Here is a 22,806-nt window from a genome sequence, read left to right on the forward strand (position 1 = left end):
GCGGGCCCCCGCGGGCAAGGCGACATTCTGATGTTCTCGCAGGTCCTGCCGTCAGATGACGGTCTAGCCGGTTACGGGCTTGCCCGTGGCGCTGCCGGCGAGCCATTCCGCCCACGACTTGGCCCACGGGGTCGGGCCGTTGCCGAACCGGAGCTTGCGCGAGGTGCCCTTGACCTGGATGACGTCGCCGCGCTGGGTGAAGTCGTAGAACCAGCGGGCGTCCGCGGGACCGGCGTTGACGCAGCCGTGGCTGACGTTGGAGTTGCCCTGTGCGCCCGTCGACCAGGGCGCGGCGTGGAAGAAGGTGCCGCTGTAGGTCATCCGGACGTTCCACTTGGTCTTGATCCGGTACTCGCCCGGCTCCCCGATGGTGGCCGAGTCCATGACGGTCTCCGCGGCCTTCTCCTGGGCGATCATGGTGCCGGAGTAGCTGTCGTCGCCGGGTTTGCCCAGGCTGACGGGGATCGTCCGGACGACCTTGCCGTCCGCGGTGACGACGGCCCGGTGGCGGTCGGCGTCGACCTTGGTGACGTGCCGGGGGCCGACGGTGAAGGACAGGCTGCGGTCCCTGGTCCCCCACAGGTCCTCGCCCGCGCGCAGCCCTGCCAGGTGGGCGACGACCTTGACCCGCTCCCCCACCGGCCAGTACTCGCGCGGCCTGAACTGCACCTCGCGGTCGCTCACCCAGCTCCACGCGCCCTCGACCGGCTCGGACATCTCCACCACCAGCGAGCGCTCGACCGCCGCGCGGGCCTGCCGGGAGGTGACCGGGTGGGACAGCAGGAGCTGGACCGGCATCCCGACGCCGACCTTCTCGCCGTCCAGCGGCGACATGCCGCTCTGCAGGGCCCGCCTGGGCTTGAGCGTGGTGAAGGACGACCGGCCGGTGACGGCCTTGCCGTCGGTGCCCGTGGCCTGCGCGCTCACCGTGTACGACGTCGCCGGCCGCAGCGGCCACCGTGGCCGCCAGGTGCCGTCGGCCGCCGTCGAGCCGGTCACCTGACGGCCCTTGGCGTCGGCGACGGTCACCTTGGTGACCTTGCCGCCGGTGACCCGCACGCTGATCCCGGTGTCGGGGGCGACCTTCCTGGTGCCGTCCGCCGGGGTGATCGCGAGCTTGGCCACCGGGCCCTCGGCCTGCCGCGGGCCGCCCGCCGGCTGGGCGCCGCCGCCGCCGGAGGCACATCCGGCGAGGAGGAGCCCCGCGAGGGCGAGCGTCGTGCTGGTCCGGCCGTTCCGCATCGTCGATGCCTCCCGTGCCTGACAAGGCGTCATTTTCTTCATTGAACGGTCTGTGCTGTCACGTGCGGACACCTCTGCCCATTGAGCATGGGAGAAACCTTCATCCGCGGATGAACGCTCTTGCGAACCTTGCGGGCGAATCTGGTGTCCAACTCTCTGGAACGGTCCTTCTGGGCCGGTCTCAGGGGATGACGCACCGGGGGCGGTGCATGAGGGGGAACGTCATGAACGGCGGCATGAAGCGATACCTGTCCGGTATCGGGATGACCGCGGCGACACTGGCCGTCACGACCGCGCTCACGGGGGCCACCCCCGCCCGCCCCACGCCCTCCCCCACCCACCCGGCGCCGTCGGCCTCCCCCGAGCCGAAGCCCGACCACAGGCCCGACCACAAGCCCGACCGCAACGGCGTCCACAGGCCCGACGGGACCGAGCCCGGCGAGCCCGCCGTGGGCCCGGACAAGCCCGACTGCCGCAAGGTCAAGTGCGTGGCGCTCACGTTCGACGACGGCCCGGGGCCCTACACCGGGACGCTGCTGCGCCACCTGGCGAAGTACCGGGCCCACGCCACGTTCTTCGTCGTCGGCCGGAACGTCGGCGCCCACCCCGACGTGGTGCGCCGCACGGTCGAGGCGGGGCACGAGCTCGGCAACCACACCTGGTCCCACCCCGACCTGACCAGGCTGTCGCCGGCCGCGATCAGGTCCCAGCTCGCCCGCACCGACCGGGCCGTGAAGTCGGCCGCGGGCGTCGTGCCCGGCCTGGTGCGCCCCCCGTACGGCGCGACGGACCGCGACGTGCGGCGGCAGGCGCACCGGCCGCTGGTCCTGTGGAGCGTGGACACCCTCGACTGGCGGTACCGCGACAGCGCCAGGGTGGCCCGCGTCTCGCTCAAGCGGGTCCGCCCCGGCAGCGTCATCCTGTTCCACGACATCCACCCGACCACGGTCAAGGCCGTCCCGCGGGTGCTGAAGGGCCTGTCCGCCCGCGGCTACCGCTTCGTCACGGTCAGCGAGCTGTTCGGCGGCGAGCCGCCGAAGGTCGTCTACAACGCCCGGCGGCTCTCCGGCGGTCCCAGGTAGCTGGGCAGGCGCCCGCCGGTGTCCACCACGAGCCGCTGCAGGACGACGGTCGGGTCCACCGTCCAGAACTTCAGCACGTGCCTGCCCGGAGCCGTGACCGTGTGCACGGTCGTGGTCTCGTTGACGTTGTCGGAGGTGTCGCGCTCCCACTGGCGGTTCATGGTCGTGTCGTTCGCCCCGCCCGGCACGACCCTCCCGGCCGTCGGGATCACTCCTCGGCGGTCTCCTCGTAGCCGATCGCGGCGTCCGCCGCGTCGCCGCCCGACTCGCGGGCCCGGTAGCTGTCGCCGCCGTAGAACCTGAAGGCGCCGTTGTCGGCCCGTTCGCCGACGGGCGGCACGCGGCCGTCGATGGCGACGTAGTACCAGCCGTAGCCGCCCTGCCGGTCCTCGCAGAAGTTGTTGACCACGCGCTGCCGGGAGGGCTTCCTGACGCACACCTCGACCCACTCCGAGGGCGTCTCGATGGCGGCCTCCGCGCCGGGGCCGCCCTGCGGCGACGCCTTGGTGAGCTCGTCGCCCCCGGGGTCCTCGTACGTGCCGCCGTCGGCCCGCTCGCCCACCGCGGGGACGGTGTCGTCGCCGGCGTAGAAGTACCAGTCGTAGCCCCGGCGTTCGTCCTCGCACGGGCGGTAGTCGGCCCTGGTCTGCGTACCGGTGTCCACGCAGACGGCGATCCGGGCGGACTCGTCCTGCGCCGCGGCGTCGGACCCGCCGTCGGGCTCGTCGTCGATGACCTCTTCGGTCTCCTCCGGCGCCACCGGCTGACCGGTGTCGGCGACCGCGCATCCGGCGGTCAGGACGGCGACGAGCGCGAGGCAGGCGAGTCGTAACAAGGATCCTCCACGGAGTCGGGGTGACGACCGGCCAACGAGCGGGCCGCCGGGCCCGGTTCCCGGCCCGGGGCGACAGGCCATTGACTGCCGATCGTTTGGGACCGTACATTTTTGGCGCACCCGTCCGCGACAGAAGGGCCGACGATGCCGGTCAACGGCGACATGCCGACGCTCGTCCAGACGTTCGCCACCGAACAACAAGTGACCGCCTGCGAGCGAGGCGCGTCGTGACCCACGAGGAATGGCTGAGCCGGGCCGCGGCGGTCGCGCCGCCGTCCGGGCACCACATCGACGGCGCCGACGAGCCCGGCGGCGCGTCCTTCACCGTGCGCTCGCCACGCGACGGCCGGGTGCTGGCCGAGGTGGCCGACGGCGGCGAGGCGGAGGTCGGGCTCGCCGTGTCGGCCGCGCGCCGGGCATTCGACTCCGGCCCGTGGCCGCGGATGGCGCCCGCCGAGCGCGGGCGGGCGCTGGTGCGGCTGGCGTCCCTGATCGAGGAGCGGCGCGCGCACCTGGCGCTGCTCGTCAGCCTGGAGATGGGCAAGCCGATCACCGACGCGCACGACATCGAGCTGCGCGCCGCGATCACCACCTTCCGCTGGTACGGCGAGCTGGCCGGCAAGCTGGCCGACGAGGCCCCGCACGTGCCCCCCGACGCCCTCGCCCTGGTCACCCGCGAGCCCGCCGGGGTCGTCGGCGCGGTCGTGCCGTGGAACTTCCCGCTCACGCTGGCCTCGTGGAAGGTGGCCCCCGCCCTGGCCGCGGGGTGCACGGTCGTGCTGAAGCCGTCGGAGCTGTCGCCGCTGTCGGCCCTGGAGCTGGGGCGGCTGGCCACCGAGGCCGGGCTGCCGCCGGGCGTGCTCAACGTGGTCGCCGGCGACGGCCCCACCGCCGGGCGGGCGCTCGGCCTGCACCCCGGCGTGGACGTGCTGGCCTTCACCGGCTCCACCGCCGTCGGGCGGCACTTCCTGCGCTACTCGGCCGACTCCAACCTCAAGCGGGTGTGGCTGGAGCTGGGCGGCAAGTCGCCCAACATTATCCTTCCCGACGCCCCCGACCTGGAGGCCGCCGCGGCCACCGCCGCCTGGGGCATCTTCTTCAACCAGGGCGAGATGTGCACGGCGCCGTCCCGCCTGCTGGTCCACCGGTCGGTCGCCGAACGGGTGACGGAGGCCGTGGTCGCCCGCGCCCGCGCGCTGCGCGTCGGCGACCCGCTCGACCCGGCCACGGAGATGGGCGCCCTGGTCGGCGAGGCGCACCTGGACCGGGTGCGCGGCCACGTCGAGGCCGGTCTCGCCGAGGGCGCGCGGCTGCGTACGGGCGGCGGCCGGATCCTGGCCGGCACCGGCGGCTCCTACCTCGAACCCACCGTCTTCGACCGGGTGGACCCCGGCTCCCGGCTGGCCAGGGAGGAGATCTTCGGCCCGGTGCTGTCCGTGCTGGCCTTCGACGACGTCGAGGAGGCCGTCCGCCTGGCCAACGACACCGAGTACGGTCTCGCGGCCGGCCTGTGGACCTCCGACCTGGGCACCGCGCACCGCGTCGCCCGCGCGCTGAGGGCGGGCACCGTCTGGGTCAACTGCTACGAGGAGGGCGACCTGACCGTGCCCTTCGGCGGCATGCGGCAGTCGGGCAACGGCCGCGACAAGTCGGCGCACGCGCTGGAGAAGTACACCGAGCTCAAGACCACCTGGATCCGGCTGTGAGACCCCTGATCGCGATCCCCGCCCGCTTCTCCGCCACCGCCTCGGCCCTGCGCCACGCCGCCGAGGTGAGCGCCCGCGCCCTGGTGGAGGCCGTGTGGCGGGCGGGCGGCGAGCCGGCCACGATCCACCCGGCGGGCACGGACGGCCCGCACGACGTGGCGGGCCGGATGGCCAGGTTCGACGGCCTGCTCCTGCCCGGCGGCGGCGACGTGGCCCCCCACCGCTACGGCGCCCCCGACACCCACGAGGACGTCTACGACGTGGACGACGACCAGGACGCCTTCGACCTGGCCCTGGCCCGCCACGCCCTGGCCGCCGGGCTGCCCACGCTGGCGATCTGCCGCGGTCTCCAGGTCGTCAACGTGGCCCTCGGCGGCACGCTGGAGCAGGACATGGGCGGCCCGGAGGGCGGCCACCGGCACGTCGTGCACCCGGTGTCGCTGCGCCCCGGCACCCTGCTGGAACGCGCGGCCGGGACGGCGAAGGTGGAGGCGTCCTGCTTCCACCACCAGCGCGTCGAGCGGCTCGGCGACGGCCTGTCCCCCGCCGCCCACGCCGCCGACGGCACGGTGGAGGCCCTCGAGCACGACGGCGCGCCCGGCTGGTTCACCGCCGTGCAGTGGCATCCCGAGGACACCGCCCATCGCGACCCGGCCCAGCAGGCCCTGTTCGACGCGCTCGTCCGCGAGTCGGGGCATCATGGCTGTCATGATCCGCGCCGCCGTCCCTGACGACCTGCCCGCACTCCACGACCTCGCCGTCGCCTTCTACGCCGAGGACGGCTTCACCACCCCGGCGCGGACGCTGAAGGCCAACCTCGCCAGGCTGATCGCCGCGCCCGACGTCCGGGTCGCGGTGAGCGAGAGCGAGGGCCGGCTGGTCGCGTTCGGCATCACCACGACCACGTTCGGGCTGGAGCAGGGGCTGTACGCCGAGCTGGAGGACCTGTTCGTCGCGCCGGAGGCGCGACGGCGGGGCGAGGCGGAGCGGCTGATCGAGGACAGCCGCCGGTGGGCCGCCGGCCGGGGCTGCACGACCCTGGAGATCGTGATCGCCCCGAACGGCGCCGACGTGAGCCACCTGTTCGCCTACTACGGCAAGCGCGGCTTCCGCGACGAGGGCCGCCGCATACTCAACCACCCCCTGTGAGCGTCCGGGGCGGCGGGCCGCCGCCCCCGCGGCTCACGGGCGGCGCGGCGGGCGGACGCCCCGGAACTCCCAGTCGCCGCCGAGCGCGGTCGAGCGCACCTCCTCCGACTCCGTCGGCTGCGCGCCGACGTCGGAGCGGATCGGCACCGGCCCGGTCACGACGTGGTTGGTCAGCCGGCCGAGCCCTTCTGCCTCGACCTCGACCACGTCCCCCGGCCGGACGGGCCGCGAGCCCGCCGGGGTGCCCGACAGCAGCACGTCGCCGGGGAAGAGGGTGATCGTCCGGGCGATGTCGGCGACCAGGTAGTGCATGTCCCACGTCATCTCGTCGGTGTTGCCGTCCTGGACGACCTCGCCGTTGACGTACGTGCGCAGGCGTTTGCCGCGGAAGTCCCAGCCGGTCACCAGGCCGGGGCCGAGCGGGCAGAGGGTGTCGGAGCCCTTGACGCGCAGCATCGATCCGGCGTCGGTGTCGCGGAAGTCGTGCAGCCCGAAGTCGTTGGCCACGGTGTAGCCCGCGATGTGCGCGCCGGCCTCGGAGGGGGCGATGTTGCGGCAGGTCCGGCCGATGACGATGGCGATCTCGCCCTCGTAGTTGAGCCACTTGCAGCCCTCGGGCCGCACGACCGCGCCCCGGTGGGAGTTGAGCGAGGAGGTGGGCTTGTGGAAGTAGGTCGGCGCGTCCGGCAGCCGGGTCCGGAACTCCTCGACCCGGCTGCGGTGGTTGAGGTGCACTGCGATGATCTTCGTGGGGACGACCGGCGGCAGGTGCGCGGCCTCGTCGGCGCGGATCCGGCGGCCGTCCGCGGCGACGAGCTCGTCCCCGTCGCGGACGGTCTCGGTGACGGCGCCGTCCAGCAGGACGCGGCGGTACTCAGGCATGGGCGTTCTCCTGTCGGGGGGCGGTCCAGCCGCCGGACGGGCGGTCGAACCAGAGCAGGGCCTGGCCGGTGCCGACGGAGTTCTCGTACTCGCCGTACTGGCGGGCGGGGGCCGTGCAGCGCTCCTCGCCGAGGGCGCCGGCCAGCATGACGTAGTGGTGGAAGCGGGCCTCGGGCTTGTACGTCCGGAACTCCGGCATCGTGCGCAGGACCTCGTCGTGCCGGCCCTGCCGGAACCATTCGATGCGCCGCAGGTCGGCGGCGCGGGCCTCGGGGGTGAAGACGTGGCGCGGGTCGCTGGACTCGTGGTCGCGCAGCTCGCGCAGCGGCCAGAAGGTGTGCGACAGCGCGCCGGAGGCGATCACCAGCACCCGGCGGTCGGTGGCCGCGACGCCGTCGGCCAGCGCGCGGCCGAGTCGCAGGTGGTCCTCCATGTCGCCGGTCTGGCAGACGCCGATGCTCACCCAGCGCTTGCCGGGCAGGCCCTCGCCGAGGTACTTCCACAGGTTGGTGGTGGCGTAGTAGATCGGCAGGTGGTCGTCGTCGATGGGGGTGATCCAGGTGCCGTGCCGGTCGGCGAAGGAGGCCACGTTGCGGGCCAGCTCGGGGTCGCCGGGGAAGTCGTACGGCATCCGGCACATGCCGCGCGGCAGCTCCTCGGAAGTGTACAGCCCGGCCCGGCGCGCCTGGGCGGTGACCACGAACTCGACCGTGGTGGCCCAGTGGGAGTCCAGCACCACGACGGTGTCGTAGTCGTCGCGCTCGAAGACGTCCCGGCGCAGCTCGCGCAGGCCGGTGACCAGGGTGATCTCCTTGCCCTCGTTCAGCTCCAGCCGGGTGCGTTCGGGCAGCACGATGGTGGGGACGTGCGCGAGCAGGCCCGCCCCGACGATCTCACCCATGGTCGCTCCAGCCCTTCGGCGCGGTGACGGTGTTCTTCAGGTCGCAGTAGAAGTCGAAGCTCCAGGTGCCGCCCTCGCGGCCGACGCCGGACTCGCGGGAGCCGCCGAAGGGCGCGCGCAGGTCGCGCACGAAGAAGCAGTTGACCCAGACCGTGCCCGCGACCAGCCGCTCGGTGACCCGGCGGGCGCGCTCGCGGTCGCCGGTCGCGACGGTGGCGGCCAGGCCGAAGCGGGTGTCGTTGGCCAGCCGAACGGCCTCCTCCTCGGTGTCGAACGTCTGCAGCGTGAGCACCGGGCCGAAGACCTCCTCCTGGACGATCTCGCTGTCCTGGGCCACGTCGGTGAGCAGGGTGGGCCGGTAGTACAGGCCGTCCCCGCGCTCGCCGCCGAGGACGGCGCGCGCCCCGGCCGCGAGGGCCCGCCGGACGAACCCGTCGATCTTCTCCACCTGGCGCGGGTGGATGTTGGGGCCGACGTCGGTGGCCTCGTCCCGCGGGTCGCCCTGGACCAGGGCCGCGGCCCGCTCGGTGAAGCGGCGGGTGAACTCCTCGGCGATCGGCGCCTCGACCAGCAGCCGGGTGGCGGCCAGGCACACCTGCCCGGCGTTGTCGTACTGCTCGACGGCCAGGTCCACGGCGAGGTCGAGGTCGGCGTCGGCGAAGACCAGCAGCGGCGACTTGCCGCCCAGCTCCAGGCTGAGCGGGGTGAGGTTGGCGGCGGCCGAACGGGCGATGCGCCGCGCGGTCGGCACCGAGCCGGTGAAGCTGACGCGGCGCACGCCGTGGTGCTCGACCAGGGCCTGCCCGGCCTCCTCGCCGAACCCCTGGACGACGTTGAGCACGCCGTCCGGCAGCCCGGCCGCGGCGGCGACGTCGGCCAGCAGGGAGGCGGTGAGCGGCGACCACTCGGCGGGCTTGAGCACCACCGTGTTCCCGGCGGCGAGCGCCGGGGCGATCTTCCAGGTGGCCAGCATGAGGGGCGCGTTCCACGGCGTGATCAGGGCGCAGGGGCCGGCCGGGTCCCAGGAGACGTGGTTGGCGTGGCCGCGGGTGTCGAAGTCGTCGTGGCCGAGGCCCTCCAGCCAGTCGGCGAAGAACCGGAAGTTGTGCGCGACGCGGGGCATGACGCCACGGCGGTGTGAGCGCAGCAGGGCGCCGTTGTCGCGGGTCTCGACGGCGGCCAGCTCCTCCAGCCGCTTCTCGACGCCGTCGGCGATCGCCCGCAGCACGGCGGCCCGGCCGGCGCGCGGGGTGGCGGCCCAGCCGGGGAAGGCGTCCTGGGCGGCGGTGACGGCGGCGTGCACCTCGGCGGGGCCGCCGCGGGCGATCTCCCCGAGCGCGGTGCCGTCGATGGGCGAGAGGTCGGTGAACGTGCGCGCGGAGGCGACGCGCCGGCCGCCGATCCAGTGGCGGGTGTCGACGGTGACCCCGGCGACGGTGATCTGTTCGGACATGTCGGGTGCTTCCAATCTCAAGGGGCTAGTGCGCGCCGGAGGTGCCGGATTCCAGCAGCGTGCCGCCGTCCCACACCACGCCGACCTGGCGGAAGTAGGCGCCGATGGGCTCGCGGACGGCCAGCCGGGACAGCTCCTCGGTGGGGGCGTCGAACAGCTCCAGCTCGGCGTCGCCGGCCCACGCCTGGCCGGCCTCGAAGGCGGCGGCGCCGGACTCGACCAGCTCGTCGAGCGCCAGCCCGCCGCCCTTGCCGATGGCCGGCAGCCAGCGGTGGTGGGCCATGGGATGGCCGTTGACGAACCCGTTGTGCGGCGACGGCTCGCGCAGGGTCACCACGGCCTGGGCCAGGCGGCGGTCGGCGGCGGCCAGCGTCGCGCCGAACCGGGCGCCCGCCTCGATGCGGGGCGCGGGGCCGTACGGGTGCGGCCTGGTCTGGTGGATCGACCCCAGCTTCTTCGGATAGCCCTGGTGCAACCCCCTGGCGACGGCGAAGTCCTTGTCCACCCAGATGTAGACGCACCTGGAGTAGGTCCGCCCCCGGTAGGAGCACCGGACGACGGCGAACGCCTCCTTGTACTGCGAGCGCACCGGGTCCAGCAGCTCCTCGCGGGAACCGGCGCAGGACTGCCAGTCGGCCCAGATGAGCGCGACCGCGCCCGGGTCCTCCGCGGCGAGCTCCAGCGGCTCGGGCAGCAGCTCACGCACCCGGGCGGGGTCGGTGCGGTACTCGATCGTGAGCAGGTCGCCGGAGTAGTGCCACGGCGGCTCCGGGACGAGGGACGAGCGGCCCGTGGCCGTCTTGGGGTGGAAGTAGCCGCGGACGCCGGCCAAGATGGTCCTCCTGGAACTCGTTTGGTTCCAAATAAAATATGAACATCCAGGCCGATCGGTCAACAGCCCTTGCGGCAGCCAATACGGGCCCGTTACGTTTGGCGTCAAACGACCCTAGGAGAGACCGGTGCAGCAGCACATCGACCGCCTGACCGAGCGGGGCGTCGACGTGGTCCGCGTGACCTACCCCGACCTGACCGGGACCGACCGCGCCCGCGACGTCCTGCTGGAGGCGCTGCCCGACGCCCTCGGTCACGGCCTCGCCTTCTGCCGCGCTGTCTACCACTCCACCCCGCGCGGCGGCACCGCCGACATCAGCGGCGGCCTGGACGCGGGGCTGCCCGACATCGCCGTCATACCCGACCTGGCCACGCTCGCCCCGCTGCCGTGGGAGCCCGGCGTCGCCTGGTGCCACGGCGACGTCGTCGACCCCGCCACCGGCGCCCCGGCCCCCGAGTCGCCCCGCGACCTGCTGCGCGCCGTCCTGGCCCGGTGCGCCGAGCAGGGCCTGCGCCCGGTCGTCGGGCCCGAGCTGGAGTACTTCCTGTGCGACCCGGCCCCGGCGGGCGGCTGGCAGCGCTACGCCGAGGCCACCGGCAACGTCTACACCGCCGGCCGCCGCGGCGACCCCGACGGCCACCTCACCCGCACGCTGCGGCACCTGCGCGACCTCGGCCTGCGCGTCTCGGCGGGCAACCACGAGTTCAGCAGCGGCCAGTTCGAGATCAACCTGCGGCACTCCGAGGCGCTCGACGCGGCCGACCGGGCCTTCTGGTTCAAGGCCGCGGTCAAGGAGCTGGCGCGGGTGGAGGGCAGGCTGGCGACGTTCATGGCCAAGCCGTTCAACGACGAGGGCGGGTCGGGCTTCCACCTGCACCTGTCGTGCCTGGGCGAGGACGGCGGCAACGCCTTCGACGACCCGGCCGCGCCGTACGGGCTGTCGGCGACCGCGCGGCACGCCATCGCGGGCGTGCTGGCCCACGCCCCCGCGCTGGCGGCGCTGGCCAACCCGACGGTCAACTCCTACAAGCGGTTCGGCCCCGACACGCTGGCCCCCTGGCTCGTCGACTGGGGGCTCGACAACCGCAGCGCGATGCTCCGCGTCCCGCCGGAGCGCGGCGCGGGCGCCCGCTTCGAGCTGCGGCTCGGTGACGCCAGCGCCAACCCGTACCTGCTGGTCGCCGGGACCGCGGCCGCCGCGCTGCTGGGGGTGCGGGCGGCCGAGGAGCCACCCGCGCCGCTCGTCGGGTACGGCTACGACGCCTCCAAGGCCCCGGTGCTGCCGATGACCCTGCCCGAGGCCCTGGACGCCCTGGAGGCCGACGGCGAGCTCACCGAGCTGCTCGGCAAGGACTTCACCGCCGCCTTCCTGGCCTACAAGCGCGACGAGGTCGCCCGCTTCCAGCGGCACGTCACCGACTGGGAGTTCGGCGAGTACGCCTACCACCTGTGACCCGTCATTCGATCGCGCGCTGCGCCAGGTCCTCGGCCAGCGCGATGATCTCCGGGTTGTAGGGCGCCTTCTCCCCCGGGACGTACCGCACCCGGTCCAGGCCGCGCCGGTAGCGGAACACGCCCCTGCGCTCGTGCAGCTCCCAGTCCACCGGGCCGCCGTAGTCGAAGCCGACGCTGATGCCGGTGAAGGGGGCCATGCCGAGCAGCTGCGGGACCCGCTCGACGGCCAGTACCGGCTTGTCGTCCACCAGCACCTCGATGTCCCAGCGCACCTCCGGCAGCGCCGTGAAGCGGGCCGTGACGGTCACCGGCCCCGCCGCCGGGAGCGGGCCGGCCGCCCGCACCGGCACGCCGTAGGCGTTGTACGTCAGCCGCACCTCGCCGTCCTCGACGTACAGGACGTAGCCGCCGCCCTGGTCGCCGTGGGCCACGATCACGCCCTCGTCGCCCGGCCGCCGCTCCAGCCACGCCTCGATCGTGAACGACCGCATGGAGGTGAGCCTGCTCGACCGGAACCGTTCCAGCACCGGCGTGCCCGGGTGGATCGTGACCGGCTCCGACAGCGCCAGCTCGGCCGGCGGCCGGGTGTTGAGCATGTCCGGCGTGTCGGCCAGCGGGAAGACCGTGTTGAGCCAGGCCGCCGCCCGCCACTTCGCGGCCAGGTCGGCCACCCGTTCCGGCTGCTCGGCGGCCAGGTCGGTGGTCTCGGCCGGGTCGCGGGCGATGTCGTACAGCTCCCAGCCGTCGTCGGTGAACGGCGTGCCGGGCAGGTGCGGGGCGATGAGCTTGTAGTGGTCCTCGAAGTAGCCGCGCTGCCCGCCGCTCTCGACGTACTGCGAGCGGTGCCGGCTCGGCCGGTCGCGCTCGCGCAGGAAGTGGTCGAACGGCACGCCGTCCACGTCCTGCGGATGGTCCAGGCCGGCCAGCGTGAGGAGGGTTGGCGCGACGTCGGTGACGTAGGCGTACTGGTCGCGCACGCCCGGGTCGCCGGCCTCCCTGGGCAGCCCGGCCGGCCACGACAACACGAACGGCACGTGGATGCCGCCCGCGTAGGCGTGGCCCTTGTAGCGGCGAAACGGGGTGTTGGAGACGTTCCCCCAGCCGCGCGGGTAGTGGCCGTGGACCTGGGGGCCGCCGACGAGGCCGAGGTCGCGCGGCACGTCGTGGCACCAGTCGTCGGGCAGGCCGGCCAGGTGCACGAAGCGGCTGAGGTAGCTGCGGGTGCCCTCGGGGCCGCCCTCGGCGGTCGCGCCGTTGTCGCTGGTGACGACGATGACGGTGTTGTCGTACTCGCCGATGCGCCTGAGGTGCTCGACCAGCCGGCCGAGGCTCTGGTCCACGGCGTCCACGGCGGCGGCGTAGACCTCCATGTGGCGGGCGTACAGCTCGGTGCGCTCCTCCCACGGCGCGAGGTCAGGGTCCGACGGCCGGGTGCCCTCGGGGAAGAGGCCGTCGCGGAGCTGGCGGGCGAAGCGCTCCTCGCGGATCCTGGCCCAGCCCGCGTCGTAGCGGCCGCGGTACTTGGCGACGTCGGCCGGCTTGGCCTGCACCGGGCCGTGCACGGCCTGGTGGGCGAAGTAGAGGAAGAACGGCTTGTCGGCGTCGTTGGCGCGCAGGCCGTTGATCATGCCGATGGCGCGGTCGGTGAGGGCGTCGGTCAGGTAGAAGTCGTCCGGGAAGCCCTCGTCGGGGATCGGGCCGTTGTCGCTGATCAGGCGGTGCGGGTGGAACAGGGACGTGAAGCCGTCCATGGAGCCGTAGTAGCGGTCGAAGCCGCGCTGGAGCGGCCAGGAGCTCTTGTCGGCGCCGTCGTGCAGCTTCGACTCGATGGTCAGGTGCCACTTGCCGACCATGAACGTCGCGTACCCGCCGGCCCGGAACGACTCGGCCAGCGTGGGCACCTCCGGCGGGATCTCCATCCGGTAGCCGGGATAGCCCGGGTCCACGTGGGCCACCATCGCGAACCCGGCCCGATGGGGGTTGAGCCCGGTCATCAGGGCGGCCCTGGAGGGCGAGCAGAGCGGGGTGCTGTGGTAGTTGGTGAACCGGTAGCCCGACTCGGCCAGCGCCTGCACGTGCGGCGTGTCGATCTCCGACCCGAACGGCGACAGGTCGCTGAACCCCAGGTCGTCCACCAGCACGACCACCACGTTGGGCGCCCCGGGACGCGCCCGCCGCGGCTGCGGCCACCAGGGCGTGGACTGCGAGGCCAGCTCGCCGGCCGTGCCGCCGAAGCCCTCGTACCCCCTGCTCGGCGGCGTGCTCACGGGCCCTCGGGATCGACGGCGTCCTTGTCGGCCCACAGCGGCGCCACCCGGGCCCGCAGCTCCTCGGCGCCGACCCGCTCGACCAGCTCCACGGCCGCCAGGTTGTCGCGCAGCTGGTCCAGGCCGGTCGCGCCGAACAGCGTCGTGGTGTTGGCCGGGTGGGTGAGCGTGAAGGCCACGCACACCTGCGCCGGGGTGGCGCCCAGGTCGGCGGCGATCGCGGCCAGCTCGGCCGCCGAGGCCGCGATGCGCTCCCTGATGCCGCCGGGGTCGCGGCCGACCTGCCGGTCCACGCCCTTGCCCAGCAGCACGCCGCCCTCCAGCACGTCGGAGGACTGCAGTGTGACGCCCTGGGCGAAGATGCGGGCGAACGGCGCGCCGTCGGGGATCGAGCGGCGCGAGACGCTGTACTTCAGCTGCGCGATGGCCGGGCCCTCGACGCCCTCGCCGGCGGCGGCGTCGATGAGCGTCTGCACGTTCGCCGCCGACCAGTTGTTGACGCCCCAGCTCCGGATCAGCCCTTCCTTCGCCAGGCCGGCCAGGTCGACGACGAGCCGGTGCAGGTCCACGCCGTCGTGCCGCAGGTCGCCCAGCACCACGAGGTCGGCGTGCTCGGCGCCGGCCCGGAACAGGGCGTTGATCAGCTGGTCGCGCAGGCTGTGCTCCGGGTAGCCCTCCAGCCACAGCTTGGAGGAGAGCAGGTAGTCCTCCCGGCGCAGGCCGGCCGCGCGCACCAGGGCCGAGAAGATCACGTCGGTGAACACGGGCGGCATGCCGGGGAAGCCGTACACGCCGACGTCGAACAGGTCGATGCCGTGGTCCACGGCCTCACGGATCATGGCGACCGCGTCGTGGAAGTCCATGCGGTCGTAGGTGTGCCAGGAGCCGAGCGCGAGCACGCCCGTCTCCGGTCCGGTGCGCCCGATGCGGCGGCGGGGGATGGTCTGCACAGCAGGTCTCCTAGGGCAGGCGGGGGTCGATGACGGCCTTGATCTGGCCGAGCCTGGACATCGACTCGACGCAGGCGGTGGCCCGCGCCAGGCCGACGGGCTCGCTGAACAGCTCGTCCCACGGCATGCGGGCGGCGAACGTCTGGAAGAACTCGATCGAGCGGTGGTAGTCGGCGATGTCGCCGTTGAGCGAGCCGACCACGGTCAGCTCCTTGCCCATGACCGCGCCGAGCGGCACGGGCGCGAGCTCGAACCCGGTGGAGCCGACGATCACCACGGTGCCGCGCTGGGCGGCCACCGCGACGGCCTCCTCGGCCACGGTCGGCGCTCCGGCCAGGTCGAACACGTAGTCCGCGCCGCGCTCCCCGGCCAGCTCCCTGATCCGGGCGACGCGCTCGTCCTTGCCCAGGTCGGTCGAGACGGTCGCGTCGGCGCCGAAGCGCCGGGCGGCGGCCAGCCGGTCGTCCGGGCCGCCCACGGTGATGACGGTGCCCGCGCCGGCGATCCTGGCGACGGCCGTGGCGAAGATTCCGAGCGCGCCCGCGCCCTGCACCACCACGGTGGAGCCGGTCCTGATGCCGCCGGCCCGGTCCACGGCGCGCAGCACGGTCTTGGCCGCGCAGCCCGACATCGAGGCCCAGGTGTCCTTGACGTCGGCGGGCAGCAGCAGCTTGGCCGCGCCGGGGGTCACGTAGCAGTACTCGACCAGGCCGCCCGTGGCGTACGGGGGCGGTCGGCGCGCTGCGTGAAGCCGTAGCCGCGGTTGGCGCAGGCGACCGGCTGGCGCAGCACGGCGCAGCCGTAGCAGTGGCCGCAGGTGGACTCCGACCAGCCGATGCGGTCGCCCGCGCCGATCGGGCGGCCGAGGGCGTCGGTGGTGCCCGGCCCGGCCTCGACGACCTCGCCGACCATCTCGTGGCCGAGGATCATCGGCAGCATCCCGGGGAACGTCATCTGGCCGGCCCACAGGTGCACGTCGGTTCCGCACAGGGTGGTGCACGTGATGCGCACCAGGGCGGCGCCGGGCTCGACGGCGTCGGGCAGCGGGACGTCCTGAAGGCTGAGGGGCTTGCCGTGCTCGGTGAGGACGGCGGCGGCGGTTCTCGTAGGCATGGTCACCTTCGTGGCTTTCGACCGTTAAGTGTGGTTAATCTACACTCGTTGACAAACAATTACAGCCCCTCAGGAGGAACCCGGTGTCAGCGGACGAGTACGCGGACCTCGTGGCGGTCGGCGGCAACGTGCTCACCTTCGACGCCCGCGACGGACGGGCGAGCGGCCTGGCGGCGCGCGCCGGCCGCCTGGTGGCGGTCGGGACGGACGAGGAGGCCCTGGCGCACGCCGGGCCCGGCACCCGGGTGCTCTCCCTGGCCGGCCGGACGGTCCTGCCCGGCATCAACGACTCGCACCTGCACGCCGCCTGGCTCGGAGCGGTCTGGCCGGACACGCTGATCAGCGAGAACGGCCTGTCCGCCCACCAGGGCCGGCTGCTGGCCGACGAGGAGTCCAGGCGGGCCGCCATCCTGCGCGCCGGGCGGATCTGCGCCTCGCTCGGCATCACCAGCTACACCGAGCCCGGCCTCGGCCCCGGCGAGGACGACGGCGAGACCGGCTGCTTCTCGCAGGCCGTCCTGGACACCTACGCGACGCTGGCGAAGGAGGGCGAGCTGCGGGCGCGGGTGACCGCGTTGCGGCTGTTCGGCACCCTCGACGGCCCCAGCACCCTGGAGGACGTCGCCGCCGGCCTGGACGCGCCCCTCCCCCGCACCGACCCCGCCTGGCTCAACGTGACCGGGCTCAAGATCTTCGCCGACGGCATCCCGCCCATGGGCTCGGCCTGGACCTGCCACCACTACACCTCGGGCGGCCACGGATCCCTGCTGGTGGCGGGGGCGGACGACGCCACGCGCGAGCACAACCTGCGCACGATGATCCGGCTGGCGCACCGGGCGGGCCTCCAGGTGGGCGTGCACGCCACCGGCGACCGGTCCATCGACGCGTTCGTGGACACCGTGGCCGAGCTGGCGGGAGAGCCGACCCCGGACGGGCCGGGGCGCGGGGCCGCGAGGCGGCACTACGTCATCCACGGCGACCTGGTGAACCCCGCCCAGATCGCCCGCATGGCCGGGCTCGGCATGGGTCTCACCACGCAGCCGGTGATCGCGACCGCCACCGCCGACTGGGTGGCCGGCGCGCTCGGCCCGGAGGTCGCCGGGGCGGCCTGGCCGCTGCAGGAGCTGCTGGCCAGTGGGGTGACGTTCACCCTGAGCAGCGACGGGCCGGTGACCACGCCGGACTGGCGGGCGCAGGTGGCGGCGGCGTGCGGGCTGCTGGGCGAACGGGCGCCCCGCCCCCGGCTGATGGCCCGCCTGCTGCGCTGCTACACCACCGCGCCCGCCGTCCAGGACGGCGCGGAGACGTGGAAGGGGTCGCTGGAGTGGGGCAAGGCCGCCGACTTCTGCGTGCTGGACCGCGACCCCCTGGAGGTCGCGCCGGCGGACCTGCCGGAGGTGGCGGTCGACGCCACCGTGACCGCGGGCCGGATCGTCCACCTGCGTGACGGGGTGTCCCTGGACTGACCGGCGGGGCCGGGTGGCGGCCCGGCCCCGCCGGCGGCGGGTCAGACCAGGAGCTGGCCGCCGTCCACCTGGAGGCTGACGCCCGTGATGTGGCGGGCGCCGTCGGAGGCCAGGAAGAGCACGGCGGGCGCGATGTCGGCCACCTGGGCGATCGAGCCCAGCGGGATCCGGGCCTCCCACGCCTTCCTGGCCGCGTCGTCGGTGGCGAACATGGCCGTCATCGGGGTGAGCACCGGGCCGGGGGCGACGCCGTTCACGCGGATGCCGTGGGGGGCCAGCTCGATGCCGGCCGAGCGGGTCAGGGCGTCGATGGCGGCCTTGGTGGCCTCGTAGTGGCCGAGGCCGGGCGTGGGCTGGCGGGCGCCGATGGAGGAGATGTTGACCATGCAGCCGCGTACGCCCCGCTCCACCATGTGCGCCCCGACGGCCCGGGTCATCAGGAACGTGCCGCGGAAGTTGACCCGGGCGCAGGCGTCGAAGACGTCCACGTCGAGCCCGATGAGCGGGCCGCCGCCCGCGGTGTGCCCGGCGTTGTTCACCAGCACGCCGATGTCGCCGTGCTCGGCGGCGACGGCCGCGACGGCGGACTCGACGGAGGCGGCGTCCCCGACGTCCACCTGGACGTGGTGGGCGCCGAGCTCGGCGGCGACCGTCCTGGCCCGCGCCTCGTCGAGGTCGGCGATGACGACCCGATCGCCCGCCGCGGCGAAGGCTTCGGCGACGCCGCGGCCGATGCCGCTCGCGCCGCCGGTGACGAGGACGGTCCTGGGAACGACAGGTTCGCTCATGTGGGGGTTCCTGTTCGGTGCGGGCCTTCGCAGACGGGGCTGCGGGGGCGTCCTGGATTTATTATTATACAAGCGTAGACAAAAAAGACCTCGTCCGGCAGGGAGTGGATCGACGTGAGCGACACACAGCGGGTTCCGGTACGGCGCCTCGGACCGGGCGGCACCACGACGTCCCTGCTCGGGCTGGGCTCCTGGAACACCTGGGACCGCATGGACTTCGGCGACGCGGTGTCCCTGATCAGGGCGGCACTCGACGCCGGGGTGACCCTCTTCGACGTCGCCCACTACAACATGGGCCCGCACGCCGAGCAGGCCCGTACGGACCTCATCTTCGGCCGGGCGGTGCGCGAGGCGGGCGCGAGCCGGGACGACTGGCAGCTCTGCGGCAAGCTGTGGTTGTGGGAGTACCCGCGCACGGGCTTCCGCGAGCAGCTCGACGTCAGCTTCGACCGCGTCGGCGTCGAGAGCGCCGAGACCGTCGTGGTCGGCGACTACCTGCAGCGGCCCGACATCCGGCAGATCGTGACCGACGTCGCCGAGCAGATCGCGGCCGGCCGCTTCACGAGCTGGGGCGTCAACAACTGGATCGCCGAGGACGTCGACCTCGCGCTGAGCTTCGCCGCCGAGGAGGGGCTGACGCCGCCGAGCTTCGCCCAGCTCAAGTACAGCATCGCCCGCCGTTCGATGGCCGAGGGCGACTTCTACGGCAGGCACTTCGCGTCCGGGGCGCTGGCGCTCCAGGCCAGCGACGTCTTCGAGGGCGGCATCCTGGTGGGCAGGAAGTTCCCCGAACGGAAGATCGGCGCGGACCCGGGCGGCATCCGGGAGGCCGTCAGGCAGGCCGCGGACGCCGTCGCGCGGGTCGCGGGCGAGTTCGGCGCGACGCCCGCCCAGGTGGCGATCGTGTTCTGCCTGGAGCATCCGGCGGTGGCCAACGTGCTGTTCGGGGTGAGCAGGATGGCCCAGCTGGAGGACAACCTGGGCGCGTTGCGGCTGTGGCGCGAGCACGGCCCGCAGGTGCGCGCGGCCCTGGCCGACCTGTGGCTGGACCGCGAGGTCCGCCCCGACGGCGTCTGGGCCCCCTGACCCGGCCGCGGGGACGCCCGGCGACGATCGCCGGGGGTCCCCGCGCGCGCCCGCCGTCACCGGGCCGTCACCGGGCCGTCACCGGGCCGTCACCGGGCCGTCACCGGGCCGGACGGCGGGTGCGCAGCTTCGCCAGCTCGCTCATCGACCGGGCACGCGCGTCCACCACGTTGCGCATGCTCGACCCGATGAGGTTCAGCAGCAGCACGCAGGACATGATCGCCGCACCCGGCAGCACGATCAGCCACGGCGCCTGCGTCAGGTACGACCGCCCCTCGGCGATCATGTTGCCCCACGTCGGCGTGGGCGGCGCGATGCCCAGCCCGAGGAAGCTCATCGCCCCGTCCACCAGCATCGCCGAGGCCGACAGGATCACGACCTGCACCAGCGCCAGCGGCAGCACGTTGGGCAGCACATGCACGAACAGGATCTTCGCCGGCCGCATGCCGGACACCCGCGCGGCCCCGATGTACTGCCGCGCCGCCACGCCGAGCACCCGGCTGCGGATCACCCGGGCCGTGAACGGCGTGAAGATGACCGTCAGCGCGATCAGCTCGGTCCAGATGCTGGCGCCGAGCCCGATGGCCAGCGCCATGGCCAGGATGATCGCCGGGAACGACATCCAGGCGTCCATGATCCGCATGACGATCGCGTCCACGGTCCGGTAGAAGCCGCTGACCAGGCCGATCACCATGCCGGTGAACGCCGCGCAGAGCGTGATGAGCGCCGAGAGGCCGAGCGAGGCCCGGCCGCCGGAGACCAGGCGGCTCAGCACGTCCCGGCCGTAGGAGTCGGTGCCGAGCAGGTGGTCGGCCGAGGGCGGCAGCAGCCGGTGCACCGGGTCGGTCGCGTTCGCGTCCGGCAGGAACACCGGCAGCAGCACGACGGCCAGCACGACGAGGACGAGCAGCGTGGTGGCGGTGATCAGCACCCGGTTGCGGCGCCAGACGCGGGAGGCCGCGGAGGGCCGCCCGGCCGTCCCGACGCGCCCGGCGACGGCCTCGGAAGTCACGAAACACGCACCTTGGGGTCGAGGAGGGCGTAGGACAGGTCGACGACCAGGTTGACGACCACGAACATCAGCGCGACGAACAGCGTCACGCCCTGGACGAGCGGGAAGTCCCGGGTCGAGACCGCGCCCATGAGCAACGAGCCCAGTCCGGGGATGACGAAGATCGACTCGATGATCACGATGCCGCCGACCATCATCGCGAAGTTGCTGCCGAGCTGGGTGATCAGCGGCATGAGCGCGTTCGGCAGCACGTGCCTGAGCATGACCTGCCGCTCCGACAGGCCCTTGACCCGCGCGGTGCGCAGGTACGTCTGCGGCAACTCGCCGAGCACGCTCTCCCGCAGGGTCAGGGTGAACAGCGCCGACTGCCCGATGACCAGGCACACCACCGGCAGCACCAGCATCGGCACCCCGGCGACCGGATCGGCGAAGAGGTCGGCGTACCCACTGGAGGGGAACCAGCGCAGCGACACGGCGAACACCAGCACCAGGATCAGCGCGATCCAGAAGTCGGGGATCGCCATGCCGAGCGAGGAGAGCAGGTTGAGCGCGCGGGCCACGGGGTTGCGCGGCGAGACCGCGTTCCACGAGGTGACCAGCACCGCGACGACGAAGCTGAGGACGGTGCTGATCACCGCCAGGGTCAGCGTCGGGACGAAGTGCTCGGCCACGACCCCCACCACCGGCGCGTGGTAGGTGATCGACGAGCCGAAGTCGCCGCCCGCCACGTTGCCGAGCCAGCTCAGGTACTGCTCCCACAGCGAGCCCGTCAGGCCCATGCTCTGCCGGAGCGCCTCGACGTCCTGCGGCCTGGCCGTCGGGCCGAGGATGGCGATGGCCGGGTCGCCCGGGATCAGGCGGATGACGAAGAACATCATCGTGCCCACGATCAGCAGGATGACGACCAGGTCACGCAGCCGCCGGAGCAGGAGTCCCGCCATGTTCCCCCCTCACTTCTGCAGCCAGGAGTTCCAGAACACGCGGTAGAACGTGTCGTACCCCTTGAGATTGGGCGAGTAGGCGGCGTACAGCTTCGACTGGCTGATCGTGATGACCGGGAACTGCTGCCACACGAACGACTGGAGCTGGTCCATCAGCGTCCTGGCCGTCTCGGGGGAGGTCGCGGCGTTGTAGTCCTCGATCAGCTTGGCCATCTCTGGCGAGCCGGAACCGTTGAACGCCCCGAGGGTCAGCGCGGGCATCTGCGAGGGCGAGGTGAGCGCGGCGTTGAAGAACAGGGTGGTGATGTCCCAGCCGCCGGGGTCCTTGGTGATCGTGCCGAGCATCGTCGGGAAGTCGTAGGTGTCGATCTTCGTCTTGATGCCGATCTTGGAGAGCTGGTCCTGCAGCAGCACCGCCCACTGGCTGAACTGCGGGTAGCTGCTGGAGGTCAGGATGCGCACGGTGTCACCGGCGTTGACGCCGGCCTGCGCGAACAGCTCCTTGGCCTGGTTCGGGTCGTGCTGCTTGTAGACGTCGTCGCCGGCGGTGGAGTACAGGCCCTTGTTGTCCTGCGAGACCAGCGCGCCCACCTCGACGGTGAGATCGGGGCCGCCGCCGGTGGCGGCGTTCAGCGCGGGCTTGTCCATCAGCAGGTTGAGCGCCTGCCGGGCGCGCACGTCGGAGAACTTGGAGCCCTTGTTGAAGTTGGGGATCAGCACGTTCTGGTTGGCGCCCGCCAGGTTCGACACGACCACGGCGGGGTTGTTCTTCAGCGGGGTGTACTGGTCGTCGCCGGGCATGGCGTGCGCCCACTGGCCGGTCTGCAGGCCGTTGACCACGGCGTCCTGGTCGGCGACGACCTTGTAGGTGACCGTGTCGAGGTAGGCGTGCTTGGCGCCGGCCTGGCCGCCCCAGTCCTCCTCGGCGCGCGACTTGTAGCCGTCGTAGCGCTCCAGCACGACCTGCTGCCCGATGTCCCAGCTCTTCAGCTTGTACGGCCCGGTGCCGACCGCACCCTCCTTGGCGAAGCCGGTGGCCGGCACGTCCTTGAGGTTCCTGGCCTCGTAGATCTCCGCGCCGGGGCTGGCCAGCTCGTCGATCAGCGGGTAGCGCGGCTTCTTCAGCTCCAGCGTGACCGTGCGGTCGCCGGTGGCCTTGAGGCTCTTGACGTCGGCGGCGACCTGCTGGCCGGTGACGTGGCTCTTCAGCCAGCGCTCCAGGCTGGCGACCACGTCGGCGGCGGTGAGCGGGGCGCCGTCTTGGAACGTGACACCGGCGCGCAGCTCGAAGGTGTAGGTGAGCCGGTCGTCGCTGCGCTTGTAGGTGTCGACCAGCATCGGCCTGGCCGCGAAGGTCTTGTCGACCTCGAAGAGCTTCTCGTACAGCATGTTGCCGATGTGGGCGGTGACCTGGCCCGGGTTGGCGACCATGTCCAGCGACTGCGGGTCGGTCGGCACCGCGACCACGAGGTCGCCGCCGCGTACGGGGGTGCCGGCGTCGGCGGAGGAGGACGAGGAGGACGACGTCGCGCCGCCCGCGCAGCCGGAGAGCAGCAGGGCGCTCGCCGCGGCGGCGGAGACGACCCCGGCCCTCAGGCTCTTGAGCACGTTCATGGTGGGTTCTCGCTCTTGCTCTAAAAGGGGGG

22 protein-coding genes are annotated in these 22,806 nt (G+C 73.1%); 7 read left to right on the top strand and 15 right to left on the bottom strand.

Annotated elements, in window-relative coordinates; genetic code table 11:
- Positions 1-63: 63 nt before the first annotated feature.
- Positions 64-1,242, bottom strand: a complete 1,179-nt coding sequence (locus tag ACNF49_RS45510) for a L,D-transpeptidase (RefSeq protein WP_482941612.1) — start codon at positions 1,240-1,242, stop codon at positions 64-66.
- A gap of 236 nt (positions 1,243-1,478) precedes the next feature.
- Between ACNF49_RS45510 and ACNF49_RS45515 the strand changes: the two genes are divergently transcribed.
- Positions 1,479-2,324 (top strand): polysaccharide deacetylase family protein, encoded by an 846-nt coding sequence (locus ACNF49_RS45515; protein WP_482941613.1) that lies wholly within the window; start codon positions 1,479-1,481, stop codon positions 2,322-2,324.
- Here ACNF49_RS45515 and ACNF49_RS45520 read toward each other — a convergent pair.
- Both ACNF49_RS45520 and ACNF49_RS45525 read right to left on the bottom strand, forming a co-directional pair.
- Positions 2,288-2,536, bottom strand: coding sequence for a hypothetical protein (locus tag ACNF49_RS45520; protein WP_482941614.1), 249 nt, complete (start codon positions 2,534-2,536; stop codon positions 2,288-2,290). The two genes, ACNF49_RS45515 and ACNF49_RS45520, sit on opposite strands and share 37 nt — an antisense overlap.
- Positions 2,533-3,159 (bottom strand): hypothetical protein, encoded by a 627-nt coding sequence (locus tag ACNF49_RS45525; RefSeq protein WP_357979648.1) that lies wholly within the window; start codon positions 3,157-3,159, stop codon positions 2,533-2,535. The genes ACNF49_RS45520 and ACNF49_RS45525 overlap by 4 nt, the downstream gene beginning before the upstream one ends.
- A gap of 227 nt (positions 3,160-3,386) precedes the next feature.
- On the opposite strand from ACNF49_RS45525, the gene ACNF49_RS45530 reads away from it, so the two are divergent.
- Genes ACNF49_RS45530 through ACNF49_RS45540 form a run of 3 tightly spaced genes read left to right on the top strand, consistent with a single transcriptional unit; the run spans position 3,387 to position 6,014 of the window.
- Positions 3,387-4,865: an aldehyde dehydrogenase gene (locus tag ACNF49_RS45530; protein ID WP_482941615.1), complete on the top strand. Its 1,479-nt coding sequence runs from the start codon at positions 3,387-3,389 to the stop codon at positions 4,863-4,865.
- Positions 4,862-5,596, top strand: a complete 735-nt coding sequence (locus ACNF49_RS45535) for a gamma-glutamyl-gamma-aminobutyrate hydrolase family protein (protein ID WP_482941616.1) — start codon at positions 4,862-4,864, stop codon at positions 5,594-5,596. Before ACNF49_RS45530 ends, ACNF49_RS45535 begins: the two co-directional genes overlap by 4 nt.
- Positions 5,574-6,014, top strand: coding sequence for a GNAT family N-acetyltransferase (locus ACNF49_RS45540; protein WP_482941617.1), 441 nt, complete (start codon positions 5,574-5,576; stop codon positions 6,012-6,014). Before ACNF49_RS45535 ends, ACNF49_RS45540 begins: the two co-directional genes overlap by 23 nt.
- Before the next feature lie 33 nt (positions 6,015-6,047).
- On the opposite strand, the gene ACNF49_RS45545 is transcribed toward ACNF49_RS45540, so the two are convergent.
- From ACNF49_RS45545 to ACNF49_RS45560, 4 genes are read right to left on the bottom strand one after another with little or no spacing between them, the layout of a single operon-like run.
- Positions 6,048-6,896 (bottom strand): fumarylacetoacetate hydrolase family protein, encoded by an 849-nt coding sequence (locus ACNF49_RS45545; protein ID WP_357979640.1) that lies wholly within the window; start codon positions 6,894-6,896, stop codon positions 6,048-6,050.
- On the bottom strand, positions 6,889-7,797 hold the full coding sequence (locus tag ACNF49_RS45550; RefSeq protein ID WP_482941618.1) for a 3,4-dihydroxyphenylacetate 2,3-dioxygenase: 909 nt from the start codon (positions 7,795-7,797) through the stop codon (positions 6,889-6,891). Before ACNF49_RS45550 ends, ACNF49_RS45545 begins: the two co-directional genes overlap by 8 nt.
- Positions 7,790-9,250: an aldehyde dehydrogenase gene (locus ACNF49_RS45555; RefSeq protein ID WP_357979636.1), complete on the bottom strand. Its 1,461-nt coding sequence runs from the start codon at positions 9,248-9,250 to the stop codon at positions 7,790-7,792. Before ACNF49_RS45555 ends, ACNF49_RS45550 begins: the two co-directional genes overlap by 8 nt.
- Positions 9,251-9,275: 25 nt before the next feature.
- On the bottom strand, positions 9,276-10,082 hold the full coding sequence (locus ACNF49_RS45560; protein ID WP_482941619.1) for an acetoacetate decarboxylase family protein: 807 nt from the start codon (positions 10,080-10,082) through the stop codon (positions 9,276-9,278).
- Positions 10,083-10,209: 127 nt separating this feature from the next.
- Here ACNF49_RS45560 and ACNF49_RS45565 point away from each other — a divergent pair, with 127 nt between their 5' ends.
- Complete coding sequence (locus ACNF49_RS45565; protein ID WP_357979632.1) at positions 10,210-11,535, top strand: glutamine synthetase family protein; 1,326 nt, start codon at positions 10,210-10,212, stop codon at positions 11,533-11,535.
- Positions 11,536-11,539: 4 nt separating this feature from the next.
- Here the strand turns inward: ACNF49_RS45565 and ACNF49_RS45570 are convergent, their stop codons facing one another.
- From ACNF49_RS45570 to ACNF49_RS45585, 4 genes are read right to left on the bottom strand one after another with little or no spacing between them, the layout of a single operon-like run.
- A complete protein-coding gene (locus tag ACNF49_RS45570) occupies positions 11,540-13,804 on the bottom strand; it encodes an arylsulfatase (protein WP_482941620.1) in 2,265 nt (754 codons plus the stop codon).
- On the bottom strand, positions 13,801-14,754 hold the full coding sequence (locus tag ACNF49_RS45575; RefSeq protein WP_482941621.1) for an aldo/keto reductase: 954 nt from the start codon (positions 14,752-14,754) through the stop codon (positions 13,801-13,803). Before ACNF49_RS45575 ends, ACNF49_RS45570 begins: the two co-directional genes overlap by 4 nt.
- Positions 14,755-14,764: 10 nt before the next feature.
- Positions 14,765-15,445: a zinc-binding dehydrogenase gene (locus tag ACNF49_RS45580; RefSeq protein ID WP_482941622.1), complete on the bottom strand. Its 681-nt coding sequence runs from the start codon at positions 15,443-15,445 to the stop codon at positions 14,765-14,767.
- Complete coding sequence (locus ACNF49_RS45585) at positions 15,442-15,867, bottom strand: alcohol dehydrogenase catalytic domain-containing protein (protein WP_482941623.1); 426 nt, start codon at positions 15,865-15,867, stop codon at positions 15,442-15,444. The genes ACNF49_RS45580 and ACNF49_RS45585 overlap by 4 nt, the downstream gene beginning before the upstream one ends.
- Positions 15,868-15,950: 83 nt before the next feature.
- Here ACNF49_RS45585 and ACNF49_RS45590 point away from each other — a divergent pair, with 83 nt between their 5' ends.
- Positions 15,951-17,333 carry an amidohydrolase gene (locus ACNF49_RS45590; RefSeq protein ID WP_482941624.1) on the top strand — a complete coding sequence of 461 codons (1,383 nt, stop codon included), beginning with the start codon at positions 15,951-15,953 and terminating at the stop codon, positions 17,331-17,333.
- Positions 17,334-17,374: 41 nt separating this feature from the next.
- Here the strand turns inward: ACNF49_RS45590 and ACNF49_RS45595 are convergent, their stop codons facing one another.
- Positions 17,375-18,121: an SDR family NAD(P)-dependent oxidoreductase gene (locus ACNF49_RS45595; protein WP_482941625.1), complete on the bottom strand. Its 747-nt coding sequence runs from the start codon at positions 18,119-18,121 to the stop codon at positions 17,375-17,377.
- A 114-nt stretch (positions 18,122-18,235) separates the two neighbouring features.
- Here ACNF49_RS45595 and ACNF49_RS45600 point away from each other — a divergent pair, with 114 nt between their 5' ends.
- The gene (locus tag ACNF49_RS45600) at positions 18,236-19,207 is read left to right on the top strand and encodes an aldo/keto reductase (protein ID WP_482941626.1); all 972 of its coding nucleotides are present in this window, start codon (positions 18,236-18,238) and stop codon (positions 19,205-19,207) included.
- 100 nt (positions 19,208-19,307) lie between these two features.
- On the opposite strand, the gene ACNF49_RS45605 is transcribed toward ACNF49_RS45600, so the two are convergent.
- Genes ACNF49_RS45605 through ACNF49_RS45615 form a run of 3 tightly spaced genes read right to left on the bottom strand, consistent with a single transcriptional unit; the run spans position 19,308 to position 22,774 of the window.
- On the bottom strand, positions 19,308-20,219 hold the full coding sequence (locus ACNF49_RS45605; protein ID WP_357979617.1) for an ABC transporter permease: 912 nt from the start codon (positions 20,217-20,219) through the stop codon (positions 19,308-19,310).
- Positions 20,216-21,160 carry an ABC transporter permease gene (locus tag ACNF49_RS45610; RefSeq protein WP_482941627.1) on the bottom strand — a complete coding sequence of 315 codons (945 nt, stop codon included), beginning with the start codon at positions 21,158-21,160 and terminating at the stop codon, positions 20,216-20,218. Before ACNF49_RS45610 ends, ACNF49_RS45605 begins: the two co-directional genes overlap by 4 nt.
- Positions 21,161-21,169: 9 nt before the next feature.
- Positions 21,170-22,774: an ABC transporter substrate-binding protein gene (locus ACNF49_RS45615; protein ID WP_357979613.1), complete on the bottom strand. Its 1,605-nt coding sequence runs from the start codon at positions 22,772-22,774 to the stop codon at positions 21,170-21,172.
- Between the last annotated feature and the right edge of the window lie 32 nt (positions 22,775-22,806).

The organism is Actinomadura sp. ATCC 39365 (genome assembly GCF_054392275.1).